A 22770-nucleotide genomic window follows, 5' to 3' on the forward strand; every position below is an offset into this window, starting at 1 on the left:
ACGGCTCCCGGTGATTGCCGGCGAGAGGGGTGAAGGGCTGCAGGCAACACAAGGGCAGTGTGAACTGCCCCCATCCATCAGGGCTTGTCAGCCCATGGTAAAACGCACGCTGTAGTTTAGCGGCGCCTGGTCTGTTTTCTCCGTTATTCGCGCTTCACATTTCGCATCATCCATACCCGTCGAGGTTGCACTGGCAGATCGTGTAGAGCTCAGTGTGGGTTTGAACACGCCAAATGACTGGGTAACCCGCAGTGCTGTGTTAAAGGTGCATTCCCGATTGCCATTGGCGTATGAAAAGACTTCGCGAAGTATCGCAGGGGTTTTGCGCGGGTAGCCGAAGCTGGTTTTATAGCTGACTGCAATCGAATGCTCGCTTAACGGATCGACATCAAAGTAGCCAGGTTCGACCAGCGACAGGTTCCAGTTTGAACGATTGAGTTTGAGCGGCCCGGAGGTGTTGTTGATGATCTCGAATGTCAGTGTGGTGACATCGGCTTGAGCATTCATGCCGGTGAGCATCGTGGTGGTGGCCACCACGGCAATAGCCAGGTACGTCTTGAAGTGGGTCATGGTGTTAAGTCCATTTAATCAATCACAGGTAGTTTGAAGTTGAGCGGCTACATCCCCCTGTAGCCGCTTTTCAAGCGTAGTTGGACTGACTAATGGGCTGGCAGCGACAAGGCGCTGCGTGGGCGGGGTATTGGTGTTTGCGGTTGTATGAAATGAGATCGGCAGAAAAACGGGTACGAACAGGAACGTCGGACCCGCTCAAGAAGACCTTCTCAGGCGACGCTGGCCACCGCCACAGGGCGCCGATCTATCAGGCTGACCAGCACAAAGCTTGCCAGTGCCACGGCCAGGCTGTAGTAGATCGGGGTGTTGGCGTCCAGGCCGTCCTTGATCATGAAGATCAATGCGGTGATAAAACCCAGGCTCATGCTGGAGATGGCGCCCGCTGTAGTGGCGCGTTTCCAGAAAATCGCGCCGATCAATGGCACCAGCATGCCGCCCACCAGCAGGTTGTAGGCCAGGGTCAGGGCGCTGATCACATCAGACACCACCAGCGCGATACCCAGTACGGCAATGCCCGTCAACAGGGTAAACAGGCGGTTGATCCGCAGGCTCGACTGCTTGCCGCCGCGCAGCCTTGGCAACAGGTCTTCGGTCAGTACGGTGGAGGCTGCCAGCAAACCGGCGCTGGCGGTGGACATCATGGCCGCCAGTGCTGCTGCAATCACCAACCCGCGAATACCGTCTGGCAGCGACACTTTGACGATGGCGGCAAAGGCGTTGTTGACGTTATCCAGGTCGGGAATCAGCACGTGTGCGGCCATACCGATCAGTGCACAGGTCAGGCCATAGAGGATGCAGTAGAACCCGGCGAATGTGCCAGCATACTTGGCCACTTTGGCAGTTTTGGCGGTGAACACCCGTTGCCAGATGTCCTGGCCGATCAGGATGCCGAAAAAATAAATCATGAAGTAGGTGATGATCGTGTCCCAGCCGATGCTGGTGAAGCTGAAGTTCGAGGCTGGCAACTTGCTCACCAGTTCGTCCCAGCCGCCGACGCGGTACAGGCAGATGGGCAGCAGCACGAACATCAGGCCGACCGTCTTGATCACGAACTGGACGATGTCGGTCAGGGTCAGCGACCACATGCCGCCCACGGTGGAGTAGATCACCACCACGCCACCACCGATCAATACCGAGATCCAGAAAGGCAGGCCGAACAGCACTTCCAGAACGGTGCCGATGGCCAGGATTGAGGTCACACCGATCATCAGTGCGTAGGCCAGCATGATCACTGCACTGGCCTGGCGGGCCATCGGGTTGTAGCGTTTTTCCAGCACCTGGGTGACGGTAAAAATTTTCAGTTTGAGCAGCGGCTTGGCCAAAAACAGGTTCAGCGCGATGATCCCGCAACCCAGAGCGGCACATAGCCAGAAGCCGGAAATCCCGTGTACATAGCCCAGGCGCACGGTGCCGACGGTAGAGGCACCGCCCAAAACGGTGGCGGCCATCGTGCCCATATACAGCGTGGGTCCCAGATTTCGTCCGGCAACCAGATAGTCTTCGTGGGTTTTGGCCTTGCGCATGCCGTAGTAACCGAGCACCAGCATTGCCGCTGCGTAGATAAGGACGACCAGTAGATCTAGAGCCATGATGGCGAATCTCCGATTATTTTTTTTATGGATGCAGCTAAAGCACGGTGGCTTGGTGCCATAAGCGCAAGGCTTGCTGGCACCGCAGAGATGTCCTTATCGATGTACTACGCCGGGCAGCACGCAGAGCATTTCGTAGAGCAGGTTGGCGCCCAGTAATGAAGTGTTGCCGGTGGTGTCGTACGGCGGCGAGACTTCTACCAGATCGCAGCCGACCAGGTCGAGGCCCTGGCAACCGCGGATCACCTCCATTGCCTGGATGGTGGTCAGGCCGCCGATTTCCGGGGTGCCGGTGCCCGGCGCCCAGGCCGGGTCGATGCCGTCGATATCAAAGCTCAGGTACACCGGGCCGTTACCGACTTTCTCGCGCACTTCGGCCATCAATGGCGTCAGGGATTTATGCCAGCACTCTTCGGCCTGCACCACGCGGAACCCTTGTTTGCGGCTCCAGTTGAAGTCCTCAGCGGTATAGCCCTGGGCACGCAGGCCGATCTGCACCACGCGGTCACAGTCCAGCAGACCTTCTTCCACGGCGCGGCGGAAGGTGGTGCCGTGGGCGATTTTCTCGCCAAACATATGATCGTTTACATCGGCATGGGCATCGATATGCACCAGGCCAACCTTGCCGTGCTTTTTATGGATGGCCCGCAGGATGGGCAGGGTGATGGTGTGATCACCGCCCAGGGTCATGGGGATGACATCGTGTTCAAGGATTTCGTCGTAGGCCTCTTCGATGATGCGCACGGCGTCCAGCAGGTTGAAGGTGTTGATCGCCACATCGCCGATATCGGCAACCGACAATGAATCAAAGGGGGCGGCGCCGGTGGCCATGTTGTACGGGCGGATCATTACCGATTCGGCGCGGATTTCGCGGGGCCCGAAGCGGGTGCCGGCGCGCAGCGAAGTGCCGATATCCAGGGGCACACCGACAAAAGCAGCGTCAAGGCCGGCGGCCGATTGCAGGTGGGGCAGGCGCATCATGGTGGCGATGCCGGCGAAGCGCGGCATTTCATTACCGCCCAGTGGTTGATGAAGAATTTTGTCCACGGGTAAGGCCTCGTCGTTTTGTAGGAGTTATGGCGCTCGATTCTGCGAAAGGTGCGAGGCGGGAAGAATCGCTGCGAACAAATACTTAGTTCAGGTTTTTCTAAACTGATAGCGGTAGACTTTGATCATTCATCATTGCCTGTGGGGGCGGGCTTGCTCGCGAATGCATCACCACAGAGCAGGCTGAAAACCGGGCGCCTGTATCGCGGGCAAGCCCGCTCCCACGGTGGAAAGTGAGTTACTGATGGCCAACGCTTTACCCGATCTGAAACTATTGCGAATTTTTGCCAGCGTGGTCAGGCACCAGGGGTTCGCCAATGCCCAGCAGGCGCTCAACCTCTCGACGTCTGCCATCAGCACTTATATGAGCCAGCTTGAAACCAATCTGGGGCTGGTGCTGTGCCATCGCGGTCGTGGCGGGTTCAGCCTGACCAGCAAGGGCGAGTTGTTCCATCAGGAAACCCTGCGCCTGCTGGGCGAACTGGAAGGTTTCGAGCAATACGCGGCAGCGCTCAAGGGTGAGTTGCGCGGTACCCTGAACCTGGGTGTGATCGACTCGACGGTCAACGACAAGGCCTTGCCCTTTGCCGAGGCCATTGGTGCCTACAGCCAGGAGCATCCAGCGGTGCACCTGCATTTATCGGTGATGAGCCCGTATGAATTGCAGCTCGGGGTTCAGGACAATCGCCTGGACCTGGCCATCGGAGCGTTTTCCACGCGCATGAGCGGGCTGGTCTACCAGCCGTTGTACCGCGAGCAGCACTGGCTGTACTGCAGCACGCGACACCCTCTGTTCAGTGAGCGGCGTATCCCCGGGCCGGTGATTACCCAGCAGCGGATGGTCGGGCGCGGCTACTGGAGCCAGGCTGAACTGGCGCGCCACGGCTTCAAGCACAGCGCGGCGACGGTGGACAGCATGGAGGCACAGCTGATTCTGGTGCTCTCGGGCGCCTACATCGGTTACCTGCCCGAACACTATGCCGAGCCCTGGGTGGAGAAGGGTGACCTGCGCGTGCTGCTCCCCGCGACCTTTGGCTATCAGGCACCGTTCTCGATGATCGTGCGCCGTGGTCGCAGCCGCGAACCCTTGATCCAGACGTTTCGCGACCTGCTCAAAGCCCAGCTTCATAAACCTTGAACGAGCCCGTTTACTCTATGTCCCGAGCCCAATGCCCGCGCTGTATGCGCCCGCAGTCCCACTGCCTGTGCGAACTTATTCCACAACTGGCAAGCCGTACCCGCGTGTTGCTGTTGCAGCACCCCAGTGAGGTCAATCACGCACTGAACACCGCCCGACTGGCAGCCTTGGGGCTGACCAACGCACAATTGGTGGTTGGCGAGGTGTTCGAAGATTTGGCAACCTTGCTCAACCCGCCGGGGTATCGGGCGCGGTTATTGTTCCCCGGTGACGATGCGCAACTGATCGTGGCCGATGTTGTCGGCGAGCAAGACCTGCCGTTGCTGTTGGTGGTACCCGATGGCACCTGGCGCAAGGCGCGCAAGTTGCTGCACCTTAATCCGCTGCTGGCGCAATTGCCGCGGGTGACGTTGCCCGAGGGCGCTGTGTCACGTTACCGGTTGCGCAAGGCGCCGGGGCCGGGTGCCCTGTCTACTTTGGAAGCGATTGTGCAGGCGCTGGAAATTCTGGAGCCGGCCACCTCGTTCACGCCGTTGCTGCGCCCGTTCGAGGCGCTGATTGAAGGCCAGATCGAAGCGATGGGCGCCGATACCTATCTGAAAAATCACGGGCACAAGTCGTAATCTGTGGGCGCGGGCTTGCTCGCGATGCAGGTTGCGGGGTATGTCAGGGAAACCGAGTTGGGGCGATCGCGAGCAAGCCCGCTCCCACAGGGTTTCAGGGTTTTTCGAGGGTTTTTTGTCGCAGGATGTAGATGCTCACCAGCACGGCACTGGTCAGCATAAAGCCCCGGGCCCATGGCAAGGGTACCAGGTAGCAGGACAGGCCAATGCTCAGCCACATCAGGCCAATGGCGTAGACCTTGCCCTTGAGCGGGATGCCATTACCGTCCAGGTAGTCGCGGATCCATGGCCCGAGCCGTGGGTGCTCGACCAGCCATTGATAAAAACGCGGCGAACTGCGCGCAAAGCATGCGGCAGCCAATAGCAGAAAGGGGGTTGTAGGCAGTACCGGCAGAAATATGCCGATCACCCCCAGAGCTACGCTCAGCCAGCCGATGGCAAACAAAGCGTAGCGCAGCAACCGCGGGCGGTTGCCGAGTGGGGGCTGAACCACTAAAGGATCAGTGGTGGCGCGGTTTGAGGATCGCCGGCTTTTCGTCTGGCGCCTGGCACAGCAGGTACAGGGCGGTCAGCGCTTCCGGAATCTGAACGATCATGTCGTCCATCAGGTTGGCATCTTTGGCGATGTCTTCGAATTCTGGCTGATCATCGAACAGGCCCGAGCCCACCATGATTGGCAGCAGCATTTCGCTGACTTCTTCTTCGGCGGTTTCGAACCAGGCGGCTTCGCGCATGAATACGCCTTCCATAAAGCCTACACACCAGCCGCGCAGGTCGGAATCATCCGGCTCGTCGCCCAGATCCAGGTCGCATGGCAGTTCGAACTCTTCATCGGACGCCAGTTGACGGGCGATGTGAGCCTTGAGCTGGATCAGCGTGCCTTCGATTTCGGTGCGCTGGGCGTCGTCCTTGTAGTGCGGGGCTTCGGAGAAGATCGCGTCGATCCATTCGCGCTCTGGCACTTCCTCGGAACAGATGGACAGGGCAGTCAGATAGCCGTGGGTGGCCACGTAGTCCAGCGCCTCGTCATGCAGCTCGTCGGCGTCGAGGAAGGCTTGCAGGCGGGTTAGTTGCTCAGCGAAGGACATTAAGTGTTACCTAGTAAATAAACGATAGTGAATTCTAGGCTTTCTTGAGCTTCCAAGCCAGTCGCAGGGCACATTTGCCATCAGTTCCCGGTTATCGGTGTTGCAATTACACCCCCCGCAGCGGGGGAGTGCTCGGGTATACTGCCGCGTTTTGTGATGCCCTGCGTTAAATGTCGCGTACCGGTGGCCTGGGTCCGAGCCTTTTAGAGGCTTGCGGGCGTGGCGGATCGTGCTGGCGCAGGGGTGTTTCGGCGATTTCTGGAGTTTCTATGCTCGAACAGGCTCAACGCGTACTCAAAGACATCTTCGGCTACGACAGTTTCCGTGGCCGCCAGGGTGACATTATTGAGCGCGTGGCCAATGGTGGCGACGCCCTGGTGCTGATGCCCACCGGCGGCGGCAAGTCCCTGTGCTTCCAGGTGCCGGCCTTGCTGCGCGATGGCCTGGCCGTGGTGGTATCGCCGCTGATTGCCTTGATGGACGACCAGGTCGCGACCCTTGAAGAACTCGGGGTGGCCGCGGCGTCCTTGAATTCGACCCTGAGTGCCGAGCAGCAGCGCGAGCTGGCCAACCGTATCAAGCGCGGCGAAGTCAAGATGCTCTATCTTGCGCCGGAGCGTCTGGTGCAGCCGCGCATGATGGCGTTTTTGCAGAGCCTGGACATCGCCTTGTTTGCCATCGACGAAGCTCACTGCGTATCGCAATGGGGCCACGACTTCCGCCCTGAATACCTGCAGCTGGGCCAACTGGCTGAAGTGTTTCCCAATGTGCCGCGAATTGCCCTGACGGCCACGGCCGACAAGCGCACCCGCGAAGAGATCGTCACTCGCCTGCATTTGCAGAATGCCGAACGCTTTTTGTCGAGCTTCGACCGTCCCAATATTTTCTATCGCATCGTGCCCAAAGAGCAGCCGCGCAAGCAGTTGCTGGCGTTCTTGTCGGAGCGCCGCAGCGATGCGGGCATCGTCTACTGCCTGTCCCGTAAAAAAGTCGATGAAGTCGCGCAGTTCCTCTGCGATCAGGGGTTCCCGGCCTTGCCGTATCACGCCGGCTTGCCCAGCGACACCCGGGCCGCCAACCAGAAGCGCTTCCTCAACGAGGAAGGGCTGATCATGGTAGCCACCATTGCGTTCGGTATGGGCATCGACAAGTCCAACGTGCGTTTCGTTGCGCATCTGGACTTGCCCAAGTCCCTAGAGGCGTATTACCAGGAAACCGGCCGCGCAGGCCGTGATGGTCTGCCGGCAGATGCCTGGATGGCCTACGGCCTGCAAGACGTGGTGATGCTCAAGCAGATGCTGCAAAACTCCGAAGGCGACGAGCGACACAAGCGTCTGGAGCACCACAAACTCGACGCCATGCTGTCGCTGTGCGAAGAAACCCGCTGCCGCCGTCAGACCCTGCTCGCTTACTTTGATGAAGAAATGCCACAACCTTGCGGGCATTGCGACAACTGCGTGGATGGCGTGCAGACCTGGGATGCCACCGAACCAGCGCGTCAGGCGCTGTCAGCGATTTATCGCACGGGCCAACGTTATGGTACCGGACACTTGATCGACGTGCTGCTGGGTCGCGAAAACGAAAAAGTCCGCAGCTTTGGCCATCAACATCTGTCTGTTTTTGGTGTGGGCAAAGCCCGCGCCGAAGGCGAGTGGCGCACGCTTTTCCGCCAGCTGGTGGCCCGTGGTCTGGCTGACATCGATATTGAAGGCTACGGCGGCCTGCGCCTGAGCGACAGCTGCCGGCCGTTGCTGCGTGGCGAAGTGACCCTGGAGCTGCGTCGCGAGCTCAAGCCGCAAACCTCGGTCAAGAGCAGCTCTGCCAGCCCGGCCAGCCAGCTGGTGCGTGGCGAAGAGCGCGAACAGTGGGAAGCCCTGCGTGCCCTGCGGCGCAAACTGGCCGAGGAGCACGGCGTACCGCCCTATGTCATCTTCCCCGACTCCACGCTGCTCGAAATGCTGCGCAGCCAGCCCACCTCGATGTCCGAGATGGCCAGGGTCAGCGGTGTCGGTGCACGCAAGCTGGAGCGTTATGGCGAGGCATTCCTCGAAGTGCTGGGCGGGCAGGGCGAAACACCGAAGGTGGTGGCCGATATCCGCCACGAACTGATCAGCCTGGCCCGCGCCGGCATGACTCCGCTGCAGATCAGCGGGCAATTGCAGTGCTCGGAAAAGAACGTTTACACCATGCTGGCCGAAGCCATAGGTCGTCAGGAGCTGTCGCTGGAGCAGGCACTGGACTTGCCTGAAGAGCTGATGGAGGAAGTACAGGATGCATTCCTCGATGGTGAAGGCGAGCTGCCGAGCGTGGCCAGCATCGCCGAGCAGTTCAAGGGGCGGGTACCTGAGGGGGTGCTGTATTGCGTGCGTGCAGCCCTGCAATCGGAGTTTGAAATCTAGCTATTACGGGGATTATGTAACGATTGATTGACTTATAGGCCTTGCCTATGAGCAAACGGCATGCTTAGCTGACTAATAATTAGTTTCACTCTATTTTCAGTCTAAACATTGAGTTTTTTATGCCGTTAACCGATCAACACCGTTTTGGTATGCAACTGGCCCAAATGTCCCGTGGTTGGCGTGCCGAGCTGGATCGTCGTCTCGCTGGCCTGGGCCTGTCCCAGGCACGCTGGCTGGTGCTTTTGCATCTGGCCCGTTTTGACGAGGCGCCCACGCAGCGCGAGCTGGCCCAGAGCGTTGGCGTTGAAGGTCCGACACTGGCTCGTCTGCTTGACAGCCTCGAGGCGCAGGGGCTGGTGCAGCGTCACGCGGTGGTTGAAGACCGCCGTGCGAAAAAAATCGTCTTGAGTGATTCTGCCCGCCCGCTGATCGAACAGATCGAAGCCATTGCCACGGCGTTGCGTCAGGAACTGTTCGTGGGTATTGATGAAGAAGAAGCGCGCATTTGCCTGCGTGTGCACAAGCGGATTCTGGATAACCTCGAAAAGAACTGATCTCACACATCCCTGTTGTGGGAGCGAGCCTGCTCGCGATGGCATCACTGCGGCCTGTCTAAAAGACCACGCTGCCAGCATCGCGAGCAGGCTCGCTCCCACAGTAGTCTGTTTTCAGCCGTCAGAACGTCTGCCCCAGGTTCAGATACAGCGCTTTCTGGTCATCATCGTTGAAGCCGTAGCTGAAGTTCAGCGGCCCCAGCGGCGTGTCAAAGCCGATAAAAATGCTCGCCGCATTGATATAGCCGCTGTTGTACTCGTTGTCGTTGTTCCAGGCACGTCCGCGCTCCAGAGAAGCGCCGGCATACAACGGAAAATCAAACGGCAAATACGAGCGGGGCGTGAGGCGACGATAATAAACGGCGCGCATCAGGCTTATATTCTGTGCCGAAATCGCATCTTCCCTGAAACCCGAGAGTTGTCGTGCCCCGCCGAGCAAGAAGCTCGAGGTGACAATTTCAGTCTTGTCCAGGGTACGTCCGTAACGCCCGCCCAATATCCAGGTGTTGGGGCCTGAACTCATGGCTTTGTCCAGTTTGAATTCCCACTGTCGATAGCGCTCATCCGAGCCAAGGCTCGGGTCGAACTGGCGCAGGCTCAGGCTGATGTCTTCTCCTGAATGGGGGAAGTACACGTTATCCAGTGAGTCGAATGAGTACTTCAAATCATAGGATCCCTCTTTGAAGCTGAGGCTCGGCATGTCGCGCTCACCGATGCGTACGTCAGCCTTGCCCCATGCCTCACCGATGCCCAGGCGAATTTCACCGCTATTACCGATTTGGCGACCAAAGTTAAGACCAAAGCCATAGCGCTCCAGCCGGTACTCGGCAATAGGGTCGTTCTCGTCGATGATTTCCACGTTTTGTGACTGGGCGCGGATATAGGGGGCGACAAAGTAGCGCGAGCCGGCATCCAGGGGCTGGTAAAATTCGCTGTACAGCTCTTGCTTGTCGCCAATCTGCACCCGCGTCAGCCATTCGGCACCCAGCCGGTTGATGCCGTTCACTCGGTAGCTGGCACCAATATTGAACGCGCTGTCGCCGCGCATGTCGTCCGACAGGTTCAGCCCCAGGCGCAGGTAGTCAGTACCGCTGCGCTTGCCTTTGGCGCTGATGACCAGGGTGCGCTCCTTGCCCTTGTGCACCACGCGGTATTGCACCTGATCGAAGTAATCGAGCCCGTACAACGTGCCCATGTCACGTTGCAGGCGGCCCAGGTCCAGGGGCTCGCCGATGGGCTGGCGAATATAGTAGCGGATTACCGAATCGCCGATTTTCGAGTCGTTTTCGATCTTGATCGCGGTAATCACCGGAGTGCGTTCTTCGGGGGTGCGGGCTTCAGCCAGTTGCACGTCCGTAGGTTGACGCAGGCTGGCGAGGCGTTTCTCAAGCACCTGCGTGGCCCTGTAGCCTGCATTGATGATGTCAAGTGAGCGGCCAAAATCAGTGGCGCCATAGCTGGCCAGGGCGGGCTGAATCAAAATATCGTCAGGCTTCAATGATGCCAGCTGCACTTCTGAATTGCTTCGGGTCATCAGGGTGATCGACTGGTTGAGGATGTCGAACACGGTGTTGAGTTGTTTGCGCCCCCGCAACGGGGTGCCGATATCCACCACAATGACCATGTCCACGCCCATCTCTCGGGCCACATCCACCGGGATATTGTCGACCATGCCGCCATCGACCAACAGCTGGCCGTTGATCTCGACCGGGGCGAATACCGCCGGGATTGACATGCTGGCGCGGATCACCTGGGGCAGATGCCCTTTGCGAAACACCACTTTTTCGCCATTGACGATATCAGTGGCCACGGCGCGGAACGGGATTGGCAGTTTGTCGAAGTCGCGCACATCACTGCTGTGGGCCAGCAGGCTTTCGAGCAGCAATGCCAGGTTCTGGCCCTGAATCACGCCCAATGGCAGGCCCAGGCTGCCATCGTCGCGGAAACTGAGTTGTTGCTTGACCAGAAAGTCGCGGTCATCCTGCTTGCGCCGAAAAGGTATGTCTTCGCGCTCCGGCGCATCGGACAGGGCCTCTTGCCAGTCGATGCTCAGCGCGAGTTTTTCCAGCTCATCGATTTTGTAGCCGGAGGCATACAGACCGCCAATCACTGCGCCCATGCTGGTGCCCGCGATGGCATCGATATGAATGCCCTGTTCTTCCAGGGCCTTTAATACGCCAACGTGGGCCAGGCCACGGGCCGCGCCGCCGGACAGCACAAGGCCGACTTTGGGTTTGGCGGCTTCGGCGGCAAACAGCACCAAAGGGCAAAGACACAGGAACAAACAACAGAGCAGGCGGCGCATCATGAGTCTCTGGGCAAGCGAGAAAGGCGGCTATTATAGCGGCGCCTTCCTTTCAAGAGCCTTTGAAATCATGTCGATCAATAAACCCGAAATTGTCATTACCTACTGCACCCAATGCCAGTGGCTGCTGCGTGCCGCCTGGCTGGCTCAAGAGTTGCTCAGCACCTTTGCCGAAGACCTGGGCCGGGTCGTGCTGGAGCCTGGCATCGGTGGGGTGTTTCGCATCACCTGCGACGGTGTGCAGATCTGGGAACGCAAGGCTGACGGCGGCTTTCCCGAAGCCAAGGTGCTCAAGCAGCGAGTGCGTGACCAAATTGACCCGCAGCGCGACCTGGGGCACAACGACCGGGCTCAGTGAGCGGCGGCGTTCAGCCCTGCCTTATCGGGTGCGGGGCCGCTGCGCATGCGGCTCGACACCACGATGGCGACGATTATCAGTACACCGCCCAGCAGCATGCGCAGCGAGGGTGTTTCATGGAACAGCAACCATGCCAGGGTGATGCCATAGACCGGTTCCATGGCAAAGACCACGGCGGCAGTGCGCGCCTTGATTACTGCCAGGCTGGCGACGAACAGGCTGTGTGCCACGCCGGTGCAAAACACCCCGAGCAGACCGATCCATAGCCAGTCCAGCGGGCGGACTTCGCTCAATCCCGGGCCGGCAAAGGGCAGCAGGCACAACGCGACCACCGCGTTTTGCCACATGGCGGCCTGCACGGCGGGCATCCGCCCCGAGTTGGCGCGGTTGTTCAGCGACAGCAGTGAAAACAGCAACCCGGAAGCGACGGCCCACAGCAGCCCTTCGGTGGCCTGGCTGGCCAGGTCAAAGCTTGGCGTGACCAGGATCAGCCCGATGCTGACCAGCGCCACCAGAACTATTTCGTTGGGACGAATGCGTTCGCGAAAAATCAGTCCTTCCAGAATCACCGTGAACGCCGGGAAACTGGCAAAGCCCAGGGTTGCAATCGCGACCCCGGCGATTTTTACCGAGACAAAAAAGCTTATCCAGTGCCCGGCCAGCAGCACACCGCTCAGCAGCAAACTGCGGGCGTCGCGCAGGGTCAGTCGGTACCAGGCGCTGCGTTTGGCCAGCGCGGTGAAGCACAGCAATGCCAGCACTGCGAAAGCGGCGCGGCCAAATACGATGATCGAAGCCGATGCAGCGGCAAGTTTGCCGAACACGCCAGTCAGGCCAAACATCAAAGCGCCGATATGCAGGGCGCCCAGGGCAGTACGCGGAGTCATTGCAATCCTTGGTTCAATACAGGCAAGGCGTGCAGTCTACGGGGCAGGGCGGGGAGCTGTCTGTCGCGACACTGGCGTCAGTTGTCGCCAGACTCGCGTCTCAGCACCGAAGGCGAGGCACCGAATTCGCGCAGCATGGCGGCGGCGAACGCGCTTTGCGAGTTGTAGCCAACGCGGCTGGCTATTTCGCCTATGGCCAGGGCGCTTTGGCGCAGCAGCGTCAGGGCACTGCGCAGGCGTCGCTGGCGGATGTAGTCCATTGGCGTTTGCCCGCACTCGCTGGCAAAGCGGCTGTGCAAGCGGGCGCAGGACAAGCCTGCAATTTGAGCCAGATCCGCAACCTGTAACGGGTAGGCAGTATTCTGCTCAATATAGGCATCCATGGCCGCGTAGGGCAGGCGTTTGGGTTGCGCCCGTTCACCGGCAAGGTTAGTCAGGCTGGCGAGCAGCAGAATCGCACCCTGGCGGGCAATCAACGGGTCGTTTATCGGGCTGGTGGCGAGCCAGTCGACCAGTTGATGCTGTTTCGGGTCGAGAGGCAGCTGTGCGGGGTTGTCGAGCAATCGGCGGCTGGCATCGGCGTGCCCACCCAGGGACTGGCCCAGCCAGTTGTCACCAGGCACGTCCAGCACCAGGCAGTGGCTGCCTTGCGGGCTGCCGCAGGTGTGGTGGGCGCCCGCAGGCACGACCATCAGCTGTTGCTGGCGCAGCAGGCTGGGCCGGCCCTCGACTTCGAAATCCAGCTTGCCCGACAAGCTGATCACCACCTGCGCATGTTCATGGCTATGGGCAATCAGGTCGTGGCGGTAATGGCGCAGTGACAGGATTTGGTCCATGACAGGTCTCTTCTGTGGATCAGTGCCGCCAAAATGCCGGAATGCACAATACAAACACGGTAATGATCTCCAGTCGCCCAAGCAACATGCCCAATGACAAAATCCACTTGGCCGCATCCGGCAGGCTGGCGAAGTTGCCGGACGGCCCGATGATCTCGCCCAGCCCTGGCCCTACGCCCGACACCGTGCTGGCGGCGCCGGTCAGGGCGGTCATCCAGTCCAGTCCCAACAGCGACAGGGCCAGCGCGATCACGCAGATGGTGATGGCGAAGAAAAACGAAAAGGTCAGGATCGAGCGTACGATTTCTTCGTCGAGGCGGTGGCCGTTGTACTTTTGCTTGATCACCGCTCGAGGGTGGATCAGTTGATTAAGGTTGGCCTTGAGCAGGATATAGGCGACCTGAAAGCGGAAAATCTTGATCCCGCCTGCAGTCGAGCCCGAGCAACCGCCGATAAAGCCCAGGTAGAAGAACAGCATCAGCGAGAAATTGCCCCACAGGCTGTAGTCACCCAGAGCAAAGCCCGTGGTCGTTACTACCGAGGTCACGTTGAGCGCGACATGGCGGAAGGCGTCCCACCACGGCATGTTGGTAGTCCACCACAACCAGATGCTGAGTACGAACCAGGTCACGACCAGCAAGCCGAGCAAGCCTTGTACCTGCTGATCCTTGATCAGGGCCTTGCGATGGCCGCGCAGGGTGGCCACATACAAGGTAAACGGCAAGCTACCCATGATCATCACGGCAATGGCGACCCAGTGCACCGCCGGTTGCGACCACTTGGCCAGTGACTGGTCGGAGGTCGAGAAACCACCGGTGGAAATGGCCGACATGGCGTGGTTGATCGCATCAAACACGCTCATGCCCGCCCACCAGAACGCCAGGCTGCCCAGAATGGTGATGCCGACGTAGGTGGCGACAATCAGACGGGCCACCATATGTGAGCGCGGCATGACCTTTTCGGAGCGGTCAGAGGACTCGGTCTGGAACAGGCGCATGCCACCGATGCGCAGCAGGGGCAAAATGGCTACCGCCATACCGATAAAGCCGATGCCGCCCAGCCAGTGCAGCATCGAGCGCCACATCAGAATACCGGGGGACATGGTGTCCAGGCCGCTCAGCACGGTGGAGCCGGTGGCGGTAATGCCGGACATGCTTTCAAAAAAAGAATCGGTATAGCTGATGTGCTGCGTCAGCAAAAACGGCAGTGCGGCGAAGATGCACACCACCACCCAGCTGGACACAGTCAGCAGATACATGTCCCGGGGGCGCAGATGCACCTGCTCGGGGCGGCCCGGTATGACCAGCGCCAGGCCGGCAATGAAGGTAATCAGGCTGGCCCACAAAAAGGATGGCAAGTCGCCCAGGTGGTCGTAAATCACCAGGGTCAGCATGGGCACGGCCATGCTGATCGCGAGCGTAATCAGGAAGATGCCGATAATGAAACCGATGATGCGTAATGTCGGCAACGCCATGAAGTCAGCTCGGGGATGAAAGAGGGGCGCCATTCTACCTGTGGTCCGGGCTATGTAAACCGCCAAGCCTTCGGGAGATACCGTTAGAATAGCTGCACATTTTCTTCAGGAGGTGGCCAATGGAGGCTCTCGACGCTTTGCTCAACCGTGTTTCTGCCCCGCGCCTGCTCGATCCGGCGCCAACGGCTGAGCAACGTGAAGTACTTTTCGCCGCCGCCTTGCGTGCGCCGGACCACGGTCAGTTGCGTCCTTACCGGTTTTTGACGGTTGAAGGCGCTGCGCGCAATCAGCTGGGTGAAATCCTCGCCGAGGCCGTGCTGGCCCAAGGTGGCGAAGTGACCCAGGCCGCCCTGGACAAGGCTCGCGCCATGCCCTTGCGCGCCCCTTTGGTGGTGGTAGTGATTGCCCGTTTGCAGGATCACTTCAAGGTGCCGAAGGCTGAGCAGTTGATTACCGCGGGCTGTGCGGCCCATGCCATAGAACTGGCGGCATATGCCCAGGGGATTGGCGCGGTATGGCGCACCGGCGAGTTGTCGTATGCACCGCATGTGGCCAAGGGTTTGGGGCTGGGTGAGGGCGAGGAAGTGGTGGCGTTCCTGTATTTGGGTACGCCGCAGAACGAGTTGCGCGTTGCGCCCAAGGTGGACAGCGCCGAGTTTGTGCAGGCGTGGTCGGTTAAGTAGCCCTGTACCAATATCCGTAGCAGCTGCCGAAGGAACGAGGCTGCGTTCGGCGGTGTAGCCACCGCAAAATCAGCGCACGCGATTATTCAGTTAAACCGCGGATTCTGATTTTACGATTGCTTTGCAATCGGACGCAGCCTCGTTCCTACGGCAGCTGCTACGCGATCAAATTGCTGCGAAACCTTTACAGGTTACCGTCCGGTTTCAGCGGTAACTCCAGGGTGGCAACAAATCCGCCATCCGGGTGATTGCCCAGCATCAGCCGCCCGCCATGGCGTTCCGCCGCCCGTCGCGCAATGGCCAATCCCAGCCCGTGGCCGGCCGCTGTCTGGCCCGGTGCGCGGAAAAACGGCTCACCCAATTGCGCCAGGTACTCTTCAGCGACCCCCGGGCCATGGTCGCGAACCTTGATGGTGATGTGTTCGCCTTCGCGCTCCGCACTCAGTTCAATCGGCTGGCCAGGCGGGTTGAAGCGCTGCGCGTTGCGCAACAGGTTATCCACGGCGCGCTCGATCATCGTTGGCCAGCCGTTGAGGCCCAACCCCTGTTCGGCTTGCAGCAGTACGGGCTGCTCGGGGGCCAGCATCGAGGCGTCTTTTTGCACGGTGTTGAGCAGTGCATTGAGGTCGACCTGTTCGGCGCTGGCCTGATCAGCATCGACCCGGGCCAGGGTCAGAATCTCGCTGATCAACGATTCCAGCCGGTCGCACTCGCGGGTCAGGCGTGGCCACAGTTTTTCACGTTCTTCAGGCCCGGCGCGTTCAGCCAGGGCCAGAGCGATCTTGAGCCGGGCCAGGGGCGAGCGCAGCTCGTGGGACACATCACGCAGCAGTTGGCGCTGGCTGCCAATCAGGCTTTGCAGGCGGGCACCCATGCGGTTGAAGTCGGTGGCCAGCACGCCAAATTCATCACGTCGCGACGCCAACTGCGCCAGGCTGTTCTGTTGGTAAGTGGTTTGCCCAAGGTCATGCACGGCAACGCGCAGACGCTTGAGCGGGCGGGTAATCGAGAGCGTCACCATCAGGCTGAACAGCGTCAGCACCACCAGCGCAATCCCCAGTGCGCTCAGAGGCCAGATCAGGCTCTGGCGGTGCCAGGCATCCAGTTCCGGGTGCGGAATGCGGTAAATCAGCAAATAGGTTTCGGCGGTTTTCGGGCTGGTGTATTCGACGGTCAGGCGACGCCATGGCAACTGTTCTGTGCCCGGATTCTGGCGGGCTTCCCAGGCGGCTGCCCGACGCGGGAAGGTGCCACGTACCAGCGGGTCGCCACTTTCGTTGAGCACTTGCACGTCGATGTGATAACGGCGCTTGCGCCGTTCAAGGAAATCCTGCGCCGCATCGGCGCCTTGAGTTTCGTAACGCTCGGTCCACTGTTGCGCCAGATTGGCGATCCCGGGATGACGGCTGAGAATCCATGCGTCCTGATTGAGCATATGCCCCAGCAGGATCGACAACCCTGCGACCAGGGCAATCGCCAGCCAGAAGCTGGCCAGAATGCGCCAAAACAGTGATCGCACGGTAATTCCTCACAAGTCATTGATTGAAACGACCAAAGCCCAACGGCGTGAGCCGTTGGGCTTGGTGGGCAGACAGATTATTGCGCTTTTGGCGCTTGCTGTGCTTTCCAGTCCTTAAACTCTTTCATCTCGGCTTGACGCTCGGCGCGTTTCTTTTGCATCTCGTCGAAGCGTTTTTGCTGATCAGGCTTGAGCAAGGCGCGAATATCGCTCTGGGTTTTGTCGTGCTTGGCCTTCATCTCGTCTTTCAGGGCTTTCTGGTCGGCGGCTGGCAGTTTTTCCAGGTACTTCTCGACCAGTTGCTTGCGATCATGCATTTGCTCGCCCATCAGCTTGCCGATCTGCTGGCGCTGCTCGCGGGTGAGGTCCAGCTGGCTGTAAGGGGCGTCGCCGCGACCGTGGTGCTCGCCGCCGTGACGAGGGCCCATCTGGCCGTCACCACCAGGCATGGCCATTGCGACGGTTGGCAGTGCTGCAGCAAACATCAAAGCAATTAGAGTCTTACGCATGGTGTGTCTCCTTTGAATTTGGATTCCGGTTGTTCCGGATGCGCCCAGTTTAGGGAGATCAAGGTCAATCGCTGTCAACCGTGGGTAAAGCTTTGGTAAAGACGGTTTCGCCGGGGATTTACACAGGGTGAGGGCGCTTTTCTCAGACGCTGTAGAAATACCCGCGGCTGCGCAGTGCCACGATGCGCGGGCTGCCATCCGGGTGCGGGCCGATCTTTTTGCGCAGGTTGCTGATATGCATGTCCAGGCTGCGGTCGTACAGGGTCAGCTTGCGGCCCAGGGCGATCTGCGCCAGTTCCTGTTTGTCCAGCGGCTCACCCGGTTGGCGCAGCAGGGCTTCAAGGATGCGGCTTTCAGACACGGTCAGGGTAATGTCGCGCTGGTCGATGGTGACCACGCCGCGCATCGGGCTGAAACACAGGTCGCCCAGCTCCATCTGGCTGGACACCGCCGCCGGGTGGCTGCGGCGCAACACGGCGCGCAGGCGGGCTGTAAGCTCGCGAGGGTCGCAAGGTTTGGCCAGGTAGTCATCGGCGCCCAGCTCCAGGCCCAGGATGCGGTCCAGCGGTTCGCCTCGGGCCGAAAGCATCAGCACCGGCAGATCAGGGTGGTCGTTGCGCAATTGCTTGAGCAGCTCAAGGCCGCTGCCGTCGGGGAGCATGACATCCAGCACCACGGCATCGGGGCTGGACTCTGCCAGCGCCTTGCGGGCGCTGGCACCGTCGTGGCATGCGCGAACCTGAAAGCCTTCCTGGCTCAGCCAACTGACCAGCAGCTCACACAGCTCCTGGTCATCATCTATCAGTAACAGGTCGCTCATGACTTACTCGATTTGACCGGTGCCGGTGCTGTTTGCGCCGGCTGCCGGTAAAGATACAGGTTACGGCAGGACTTGCTTGAACGGCTTGACGCTGACATTGGCATATACGCCAGCGGCAACGTAAGGGTCGGCTTCGGCCCAGGCCTGGGCAGCGTTCAGGGATTCGAACTCGGCCACGATCAGGCTGCCGCTAAAACCGGCAGCGCCAGGGTCATTGCTGTCGATGGCCGGGTGCGGGCCGGCCAGTACGATGCGGCCTTCGGCTTTCAGTTGTTGCAAGCGCTCAAGGTGCGCAGGGCGGGCAGCCAGGCGAGCTTCGAGGGAATTGGCGACGTCTGTTGCAATGATGGCGTAGAGCATGTCAGTCCTTGGTCTTGGGGGTGGTATCAGTCGGGTCGGTGTCATGCAGATGGCGCGACAGGTAAATGCCCTGGGCGATCAGGAACAACACAGTCATGCCCAGGCTGCCGAACACTTTGAAGTCGACCCAGATGCTTTGGTAAGTGAATGCCACGAACAGGTTGGCCGCGCCGCAGAACAGGAAAAACCCGATCCAGGCCACGTTCAGGCGGGTCCAGATGGCATCTGGCAGGCTCAGGGCGTGGCCCATCATGCGCTTGATCAGGACCTTGTCGCCGATAAAGTGGCTGCCGGCAAACGCCAGGGCAAACAGCCAGTTGACCACCGGGGCTTTCCATTTAAGGAAGGTTTCGCTGTGGAAGGCCAGAGTCAGGCTGCCGAATACCAGGCAGGCGATCAGGGTCAGCCATTGGCTTTTTTCGAGTTTGCGTTGCTTGATAAACAGCGCGCCATACACCACCAGCGAACTGATGATCAGCATGGCGGTAGCGCTGTAGATACCGCCGACCGACAGGCTGTGCCCGCCGATTTCGACGATGCGCGGTTCGATTTTGTAAACGATGAAAAACAGTAACAGCGGGATGAAGTCGATGAATTGTTTCACAGTGGCAGCCAGAAGCAGGATGTGGCGGCATAATAACAAACATCAATGACAGCGAAAGCGTCAGCTAGAGGTTATTAAATCCCCGTGGAAATTGACTTGCATTGCCATAGCACGGCATCCGATGGCGCCCTGGCGCCTGCGGTACTGGTCGCGCGTGCGTTCGAGAAAGGTGTGCGAGTCCTGGCCCTGACCGATCACGATACACTTGAAGGCCTCGACGAAGCCCGCGCGGCGGCGCAGGCGCTGGGCATGACATTGGTCAACGGCGTGGAGTTGTCCTGCACTTGGGGCGGAGCGACGATTCATGTGCTCGGCTACGGTTTCGATGTCAACGCCCCGGCGCTGGTCGAGGCCATTGCCAAATTGCACGATGGCCGCTGGCTGCGCGCCGAAGAGATCAGTCGCAAGCTGGCGCTCAAGGGTATGCCTGGTGCGCTTGAAGGCGCACGGGCTATCCAGCAAGCCCTGGGTGACAGCGGCAACGCCCCGGCCCGTCCGCATTTTGCCGATTTTCTGGTGGAGGCCGGTTACGTCAAGGATCGCGCCGAAGCCTTCCGTAAATGGCTGGGGGCCGGCAAGCTGGGGGACGTCAAGCTGCACTGGCCGACCCTGGAAGACACCGTCGCCACCCTGCGCGCAGCAGGCGCCTGGGTCAGTCTGGCGCACCCCTCGCACTACGATTTTACCCGCAGCAAGCGCCGACGGCTGATTGGCGACTATATTCAAGCAGGGGGTCACGCGATTGAAGTGGTCAACGGGTACCAGCCGGCCGATCAGGTTGGCAGCCTGGCGATCCTTGCGCGTGAGTTCGGTCTGCTGGTCAGTGCCGGCAGTGATTTTCATGGTCCAGGAGGGTGGTCCGAGATCGGCGAATACCGTCCGCTTCCGGAAGACTTGCCGCCATTGTGGTGTCGATTCAAATATGACAAACCCACTGCCAACGTCTGAACAGGTAAACACTGTGAGTCAATTTTTCCAGATTCATCCGGAAAACCCACAACCGCGTCTGATCAAACAGGCCGTTGAAATCATCAAGAAGGGTGGGGTGGTGATTTATCCTACCGACTCGTCCTATGCCGTCGGTTGCCAGATGGGTGACAAGGGTGCGATCGAGCGGATCAAGCGCCTGCGCAACCTGGACGACAAGCACAACTTCACCCTGATGTGCTGTGACCTGTCGCAGCTGGGGCTGTTTGCCAAGGTGGATACCGGCATCTTCCGTCTGCTCAAGGCGCATACGCCGGGGCCGTACACCTTTATCCTCAACGCCACCCGCGAAGTGCCGCGCCTGCTGCTGCACCCTAAACGCCGTACCATTGGCCTGCGCGTACCGAGCCATCCGATTGCGCTGGCATTGCTTGAAGAGCTGGGCGAACCGCTGATGAGCGTGACCCTGATCCTGCCGGGCGAGAGCGAGCCGATGGAAGACCCGTATGAAATCCGTGATGCCCTGGAAAAACAGGTCGACCTGATCATTGACGGCGGTTTTGGCGGCAACAAGGCCTCCACTGTCATCAGCCTGGTGGACAGTGGTGACCCCGAGATCGTGCGGGTGGGCTGCGGTGATCCTCAACCCTTTATGGTCGAGGCCTGATGTCTGACGTAGAAGCACCTGAGGCCCGGGCCGGTGCCCAGCAAGAACTGTCTCTGGCCATGGTCTATGGCCAGGCGGTCATCGAAATGCCGCAAGACCTGTATATCCCCCCGGATGCACTGGAGGTGTTTCTTGACGCTTTTGAAGGCCCGCTCGACCTGCTGCTGTACCTGATCCGCAAGCAAAATATCGACATTCTCGACATTCCGGTGGCGGAAATTACCCGCCAGTACATGGGTTATGTCGAGCTCATGAAAACCGTGCGCCTGGAGCTGGCGGCCGAGTATCTGGTCATGGCCGCGATGCTGGCCGAGATCAAGTCGCGGATGCTGTTGCCGCGTTCGGCCGAAATCGAGGAGGACGAGGGTGACCCCCGTGCCGAGCTGATTCGCCGCCTGCAGCAATACGAGCGCTTCAAGGCTGCCGCTGAAGGCATTGAGGGGCTCAGCCGGGTAGGGCGCGAGATCTATGTGCCCAAGCTCGATGCCCCCGAAGCACGGGCGCGCAAACTGGTACCGGATGTGGCGCTTGAAGAGCTGCTGATGTCGATGGCCGAAGTGCTGCGCCGCACCGACATGTTTGAAAGTCATCAGGTCAGCCGTGAGGCCCTGTCGACCCGCGAACGCATGAGCGACGTGCTTGAGCGTCTCAAGGGGGGTGGCTTTGTGCCCTTTGTCGAGCTGTTTACCGCTGAAGAAGGCAAGTTGGGTGTAGTCGTGACCTTTATGGCCATTCTTGAACTGGTCAAAGAGTCGCTGATCGAGTTGGTACAAAATGAACCCTTCGCGCCGATCCATGTGCGGGCAAGAGCCGAATAAAGAGCTGAAACCATGAATTTGACTGAACCCCGCGAGCTGGCCCCCTTGCTTGAGGCCTTTCTGCTGGCCTCGGGAAAGCCGCAGAGCCTTGAGCGCCTGTTCGAACTGTTTGAAGAGGGCGAGCGCCCGGAACCGCCGGTCTTCAAGAAGGCCCTGGAACTGCTGCGCAAATCCTGCGACGGCCGCGCCTTTGAACTGAAAGAAGTTGCCTCCGGCTATCGCCTGCAGATCCGCGAAAAGTACTCGCCCTGGGTCGGACGTCTGTGGGAAGAACGCCCGCAACGTTACTCGCGAGCCATGCTGGAGACCATGGCGCTGATCGCTTATCGCCAGCCCATTACCCGTGGCGAGATCGAAGATGTGCGCGGTGTGGCGGTCAACAGCCATATCGTCAAGACACTGCTGGAGCGCGAGTGGATTCGCGTGGTGGGTTATCGTGACGTGCCGGGCAAGCCCGCGATGTTTGCCACCACCAAGGGCTTTCTTGACCACTTCAACCTCAAGAGCCTCGATGAATTGCCGCCACTGGCCGAGCTGCGCGAGCTGGAGCCGGATCCGATCCTCGATTTTGACGATGCCCCGGTGCCTGCGCATCTTCAGGCGCTGGCCGACGAAAGCGCCGAGCCGGAAGAGCCGAAAGACGAAACCAGCTTCCGCACCCTGCTGACGGAACTGGACTCGATGGAGGAGGGTCTTAAAACTGACTTTGATGATTTGCTGCGCGACGTTGCGCCAGTTGAAGCTCTAGAGCCTGAGCCTGAGTCCGAGTCGGAAATAGAAGCCCAACCACAACCGCAGCAACCCTCTGCGGCCGAGTTGGCCCGCGAGCGATTGCGCGCTGCGGTTGCTGCACTTGAGCAGCGATCTGCCTTGAGCGACGAAGAGCTTGAGGCTCAGGCCCTGGCCGAAGCCATCGAACAGGAACGCCGCGAGCAGGAAGACTGATGCACTCCCATTAAGGATCCTGGCAAGCCGCGGATTCTGCGGGCAAT

Annotated in this window: 24 protein-coding genes; 10 read left to right on the forward strand and 14 right to left on the reverse strand. The window is 59.8% G+C overall.

Annotated elements, in window-relative coordinates:
- Positions 1–87: 87 nt before the first annotated feature.
- The 3 genes from EQV96_RS19840 to speB all read right to left on the reverse strand — a co-directional run bounded on the left by EQV96_RS19840 (position 88) and on the right by speB (position 3209).
- Positions 88–570 (reverse strand): hypothetical protein, encoded by a 483-nt coding sequence (locus tag EQV96_RS19840; RefSeq protein ID WP_095002658.1) that lies wholly within the window; start codon positions 568–570, stop codon positions 88–90.
- A 212-nt stretch (positions 571–782) separates the two neighbouring features.
- A complete protein-coding gene (locus EQV96_RS19845; RefSeq protein WP_095002657.1) occupies positions 783–2162 on the reverse strand; it encodes a sodium:solute symporter in 1380 nt (459 codons plus the stop codon).
- A gap of 96 nt (positions 2163–2258) precedes the next feature.
- Complete coding sequence (speB, locus tag EQV96_RS19850; protein ID WP_095002656.1) at positions 2259–3209, reverse strand: agmatinase; 951 nt, start codon at positions 3207–3209, stop codon at positions 2259–2261.
- A gap of 244 nt (positions 3210–3453) precedes the next feature.
- Here speB and EQV96_RS19855 point away from each other — a divergent pair, with 244 nt between their 5' ends.
- On the forward strand, positions 3454–4347 hold the full coding sequence (locus EQV96_RS19855) for a LysR family transcriptional regulator (RefSeq protein WP_095002655.1): 894 nt from the start codon (positions 3454–3456) through the stop codon (positions 4345–4347).
- Positions 4348–4364: 17 nt separating this feature from the next.
- Entirely contained in the window at positions 4365–4970 is a 606-nt protein-coding gene (locus tag EQV96_RS19860; protein WP_095002654.1) for a DTW domain-containing protein, read from the forward strand.
- A 94-nt stretch (positions 4971–5064) separates the two neighbouring features.
- Here EQV96_RS19860 and EQV96_RS19865 read toward each other — a convergent pair whose 3' ends face one another.
- Complete coding sequence (locus tag EQV96_RS19865; RefSeq protein WP_169916488.1) at positions 5065–5463, reverse strand: YbaN family protein; 399 nt, start codon at positions 5461–5463, stop codon at positions 5065–5067.
- A gap of 7 nt (positions 5464–5470) precedes the next feature.
- Positions 5471–6058 (reverse strand): YecA family protein, encoded by a 588-nt coding sequence (locus EQV96_RS19870; protein ID WP_095025660.1) that lies wholly within the window; start codon positions 6056–6058, stop codon positions 5471–5473.
- Between the two features lie 269 nt (positions 6059–6327).
- On the opposite strand from EQV96_RS19870, the gene recQ reads away from it, so the two are divergent.
- Entirely contained in the window at positions 6328–8457 is a 2130-nt protein-coding gene (recQ, locus tag EQV96_RS19875) for a DNA helicase RecQ (protein WP_095002652.1), read from the forward strand.
- A gap of 119 nt (positions 8458–8576) precedes the next feature.
- On the forward strand, positions 8577–9011 hold the full coding sequence (locus EQV96_RS19880) for a MarR family transcriptional regulator (RefSeq protein ID WP_095002651.1): 435 nt from the start codon (positions 8577–8579) through the stop codon (positions 9009–9011).
- 121 nt (positions 9012–9132) lie between these two features.
- On the opposite strand, the gene EQV96_RS19885 is transcribed toward EQV96_RS19880, so the two are convergent.
- Positions 9133–11316, reverse strand: coding sequence for a patatin-like phospholipase family protein (locus EQV96_RS19885; protein ID WP_240882396.1), 2184 nt, complete (start codon positions 11314–11316; stop codon positions 9133–9135).
- Between the two features lie 70 nt (positions 11317–11386).
- Here EQV96_RS19885 and EQV96_RS19890 point away from each other — a divergent pair, with 70 nt between their 5' ends.
- Positions 11387–11674 (forward strand): SelT/SelW/SelH family protein, encoded by a 288-nt coding sequence (locus EQV96_RS19890; RefSeq protein WP_240882397.1) that lies wholly within the window; start codon positions 11387–11389, stop codon positions 11672–11674.
- Here the strand turns inward: EQV96_RS19890 and EQV96_RS19895 are convergent.
- The 3 genes from EQV96_RS19895 to EQV96_RS19905 all read right to left on the reverse strand — a co-directional run bounded on the left by EQV96_RS19895 (position 11668) and on the right by EQV96_RS19905 (position 14871).
- Positions 11668–12561, reverse strand: coding sequence for a DMT family transporter (locus EQV96_RS19895; RefSeq protein WP_169916489.1), 894 nt, complete (start codon positions 12559–12561; stop codon positions 11668–11670). The genes EQV96_RS19890 and EQV96_RS19895 overlap by 7 nt on opposite strands.
- Before the next feature lie 77 nt (positions 12562–12638).
- Positions 12639–13397 (reverse strand): AraC family transcriptional regulator, encoded by a 759-nt coding sequence (locus EQV96_RS19900; protein ID WP_095002648.1) that lies wholly within the window; start codon positions 13395–13397, stop codon positions 12639–12641.
- A gap of 19 nt (positions 13398–13416) precedes the next feature.
- Complete coding sequence (locus EQV96_RS19905; RefSeq protein ID WP_095002647.1) at positions 13417–14871, reverse strand: TrkH family potassium uptake protein; 1455 nt, start codon at positions 14869–14871, stop codon at positions 13417–13419.
- Between the two features lie 119 nt (positions 14872–14990).
- On the opposite strand from EQV96_RS19905, the gene EQV96_RS19910 reads away from it, so the two are divergent.
- Positions 14991–15554, forward strand: a complete 564-nt coding sequence (locus EQV96_RS19910; RefSeq protein ID WP_095002646.1) for a nitroreductase family protein — start codon at positions 14991–14993, stop codon at positions 15552–15554.
- A 184-nt stretch (positions 15555–15738) separates the two neighbouring features.
- Here the strand turns inward: EQV96_RS19910 and EQV96_RS19915 are convergent, their stop codons facing one another.
- The 5 genes from EQV96_RS19915 to EQV96_RS19935 all read right to left on the reverse strand — a co-directional run bounded on the left by EQV96_RS19915 (position 15739) and on the right by EQV96_RS19935 (position 19366).
- On the reverse strand, positions 15739–17073 hold the full coding sequence (locus tag EQV96_RS19915) for a HAMP domain-containing sensor histidine kinase (protein WP_095018929.1): 1335 nt from the start codon (positions 17071–17073) through the stop codon (positions 15739–15741).
- Between the two features lie 77 nt (positions 17074–17150).
- Positions 17151–17582, reverse strand: a complete 432-nt coding sequence (locus tag EQV96_RS19920; protein WP_095002644.1) for an LTXXQ domain protein — start codon at positions 17580–17582, stop codon at positions 17151–17153.
- 142 nt (positions 17583–17724) lie between these two features.
- On the reverse strand, positions 17725–18402 hold the full coding sequence (locus tag EQV96_RS19925; RefSeq protein WP_095002643.1) for a response regulator transcription factor: 678 nt from the start codon (positions 18400–18402) through the stop codon (positions 17725–17727).
- A 60-nt stretch (positions 18403–18462) separates the two neighbouring features.
- A complete protein-coding gene (locus EQV96_RS19930; protein ID WP_095002642.1) occupies positions 18463–18762 on the reverse strand; it encodes a YciI family protein in 300 nt (99 codons plus the stop codon).
- A 1-nt stretch (position 18763) separates the two neighbouring features.
- Positions 18764–19366 carry a septation protein A gene (locus tag EQV96_RS19935; RefSeq protein ID WP_095002641.1) on the reverse strand — a complete coding sequence of 201 codons (603 nt, stop codon included), beginning with the start codon at positions 19364–19366 and terminating at the stop codon, positions 18764–18766.
- An 84-nt stretch (positions 19367–19450) separates the two neighbouring features.
- Here EQV96_RS19935 and EQV96_RS19940 point away from each other — a divergent pair, with 84 nt between their 5' ends.
- The 4 genes from EQV96_RS19940 to scpB all read left to right on the forward strand — a co-directional run bounded on the left by EQV96_RS19940 (position 19451) and on the right by scpB (position 22723).
- Positions 19451–20314, forward strand: a complete 864-nt coding sequence (locus EQV96_RS19940; RefSeq protein WP_095002640.1) for a PHP domain-containing protein — start codon at positions 19451–19453, stop codon at positions 20312–20314.
- A gap of 13 nt (positions 20315–20327) precedes the next feature.
- Positions 20328–20960 carry an L-threonylcarbamoyladenylate synthase gene (locus tag EQV96_RS19945; RefSeq protein WP_088377747.1) on the forward strand — a complete coding sequence of 211 codons (633 nt, stop codon included), beginning with the start codon at positions 20328–20330 and terminating at the stop codon, positions 20958–20960.
- A 119-nt stretch (positions 20961–21079) separates the two neighbouring features.
- Positions 21080–21778 (forward strand): ScpA family protein, encoded by a 699-nt coding sequence (locus tag EQV96_RS19950; protein ID WP_170943745.1) that lies wholly within the window; start codon positions 21080–21082, stop codon positions 21776–21778.
- A 12-nt stretch (positions 21779–21790) separates the two neighbouring features.
- Positions 21791–22723: an SMC-Scp complex subunit ScpB gene (gene scpB / locus EQV96_RS19955; protein WP_240882286.1), complete on the forward strand. Its 933-nt coding sequence runs from the start codon at positions 21791–21793 to the stop codon at positions 22721–22723.
- Positions 22724–22770 lie beyond the last annotated feature (47 nt).

The sequence above is a fragment of the Pseudomonas sp. TMW22080 genome (assembly GCF_022496745.1).
GTDB lineage: Bacteria > Pseudomonadota > Gammaproteobacteria > Pseudomonadales > Pseudomonadaceae > Aquipseudomonas > Aquipseudomonas bubulae.

Coding starts and splice junctions, on each gene's coding strand:
- EQV96_RS19880 (WP_095002651.1), top strand. CDS start 8,577: ATGCCGTTAACCGATCAACACCGTTTTGGTATGCAACTGGCCCAAATG.
- scpB (WP_240882286.1), top strand. CDS start 21,791: ATGAATTTGACTGAACCCCGCGAGCTGGCCCCCTTGCTTGAGGCCTTT.
- EQV96_RS19885 (WP_240882396.1), bottom strand. CDS start 11,316: ATGCGCCGCCTGCTCTGTTGTTTGTTCCTGTGTCTTTGCCCTTTGGTG.
- EQV96_RS19930 (WP_095002642.1), bottom strand. CDS start 18,762: ATGCTCTACGCCATCATTGCAACAGACGTCGCCAATTCCCTCGAAGCT.
- EQV96_RS19895 (WP_169916489.1), bottom strand. CDS start 12,561: ATGACTCCGCGTACTGCCCTGGGCGCCCTGCATATCGGCGCTTTGATG.
- EQV96_RS19860 (WP_095002654.1), top strand. CDS start 4,365: ATGTCCCGAGCCCAATGCCCGCGCTGTATGCGCCCGCAGTCCCACTGC.
- EQV96_RS19910 (WP_095002646.1), top strand. CDS start 14,991: ATGGAGGCTCTCGACGCTTTGCTCAACCGTGTTTCTGCCCCGCGCCTG.
- EQV96_RS19900 (WP_095002648.1), bottom strand. CDS start 13,397: ATGGACCAAATCCTGTCACTGCGCCATTACCGCCACGACCTGATTGCC.
- EQV96_RS19855 (WP_095002655.1), top strand. CDS start 3,454: ATGGCCAACGCTTTACCCGATCTGAAACTATTGCGAATTTTTGCCAGC.
- EQV96_RS19925 (WP_095002643.1), bottom strand. CDS start 18,402: ATGAGCGACCTGTTACTGATAGATGATGACCAGGAGCTGTGTGAGCTG.
- recQ (WP_095002652.1), top strand. CDS start 6,328: ATGCTCGAACAGGCTCAACGCGTACTCAAAGACATCTTCGGCTACGAC.
- EQV96_RS19920 (WP_095002644.1), bottom strand. CDS start 17,582: ATGCGTAAGACTCTAATTGCTTTGATGTTTGCTGCAGCACTGCCAACC.
- EQV96_RS19890 (WP_240882397.1), top strand. CDS start 11,387: ATGTCGATCAATAAACCCGAAATTGTCATTACCTACTGCACCCAATGC.
- EQV96_RS19870 (WP_095025660.1), bottom strand. CDS start 6,058: ATGTCCTTCGCTGAGCAACTAACCCGCCTGCAAGCCTTCCTCGACGCC.
- EQV96_RS19840 (WP_095002658.1), bottom strand. CDS start 570: ATGACCCACTTCAAGACGTACCTGGCTATTGCCGTGGTGGCCACCACC.
- EQV96_RS19845 (WP_095002657.1), bottom strand. CDS start 2,162: ATGGCTCTAGATCTACTGGTCGTCCTTATCTACGCAGCGGCAATGCTG.
- EQV96_RS19905 (WP_095002647.1), bottom strand. CDS start 14,871: ATGGCGTTGCCGACATTACGCATCATCGGTTTCATTATCGGCATCTTC.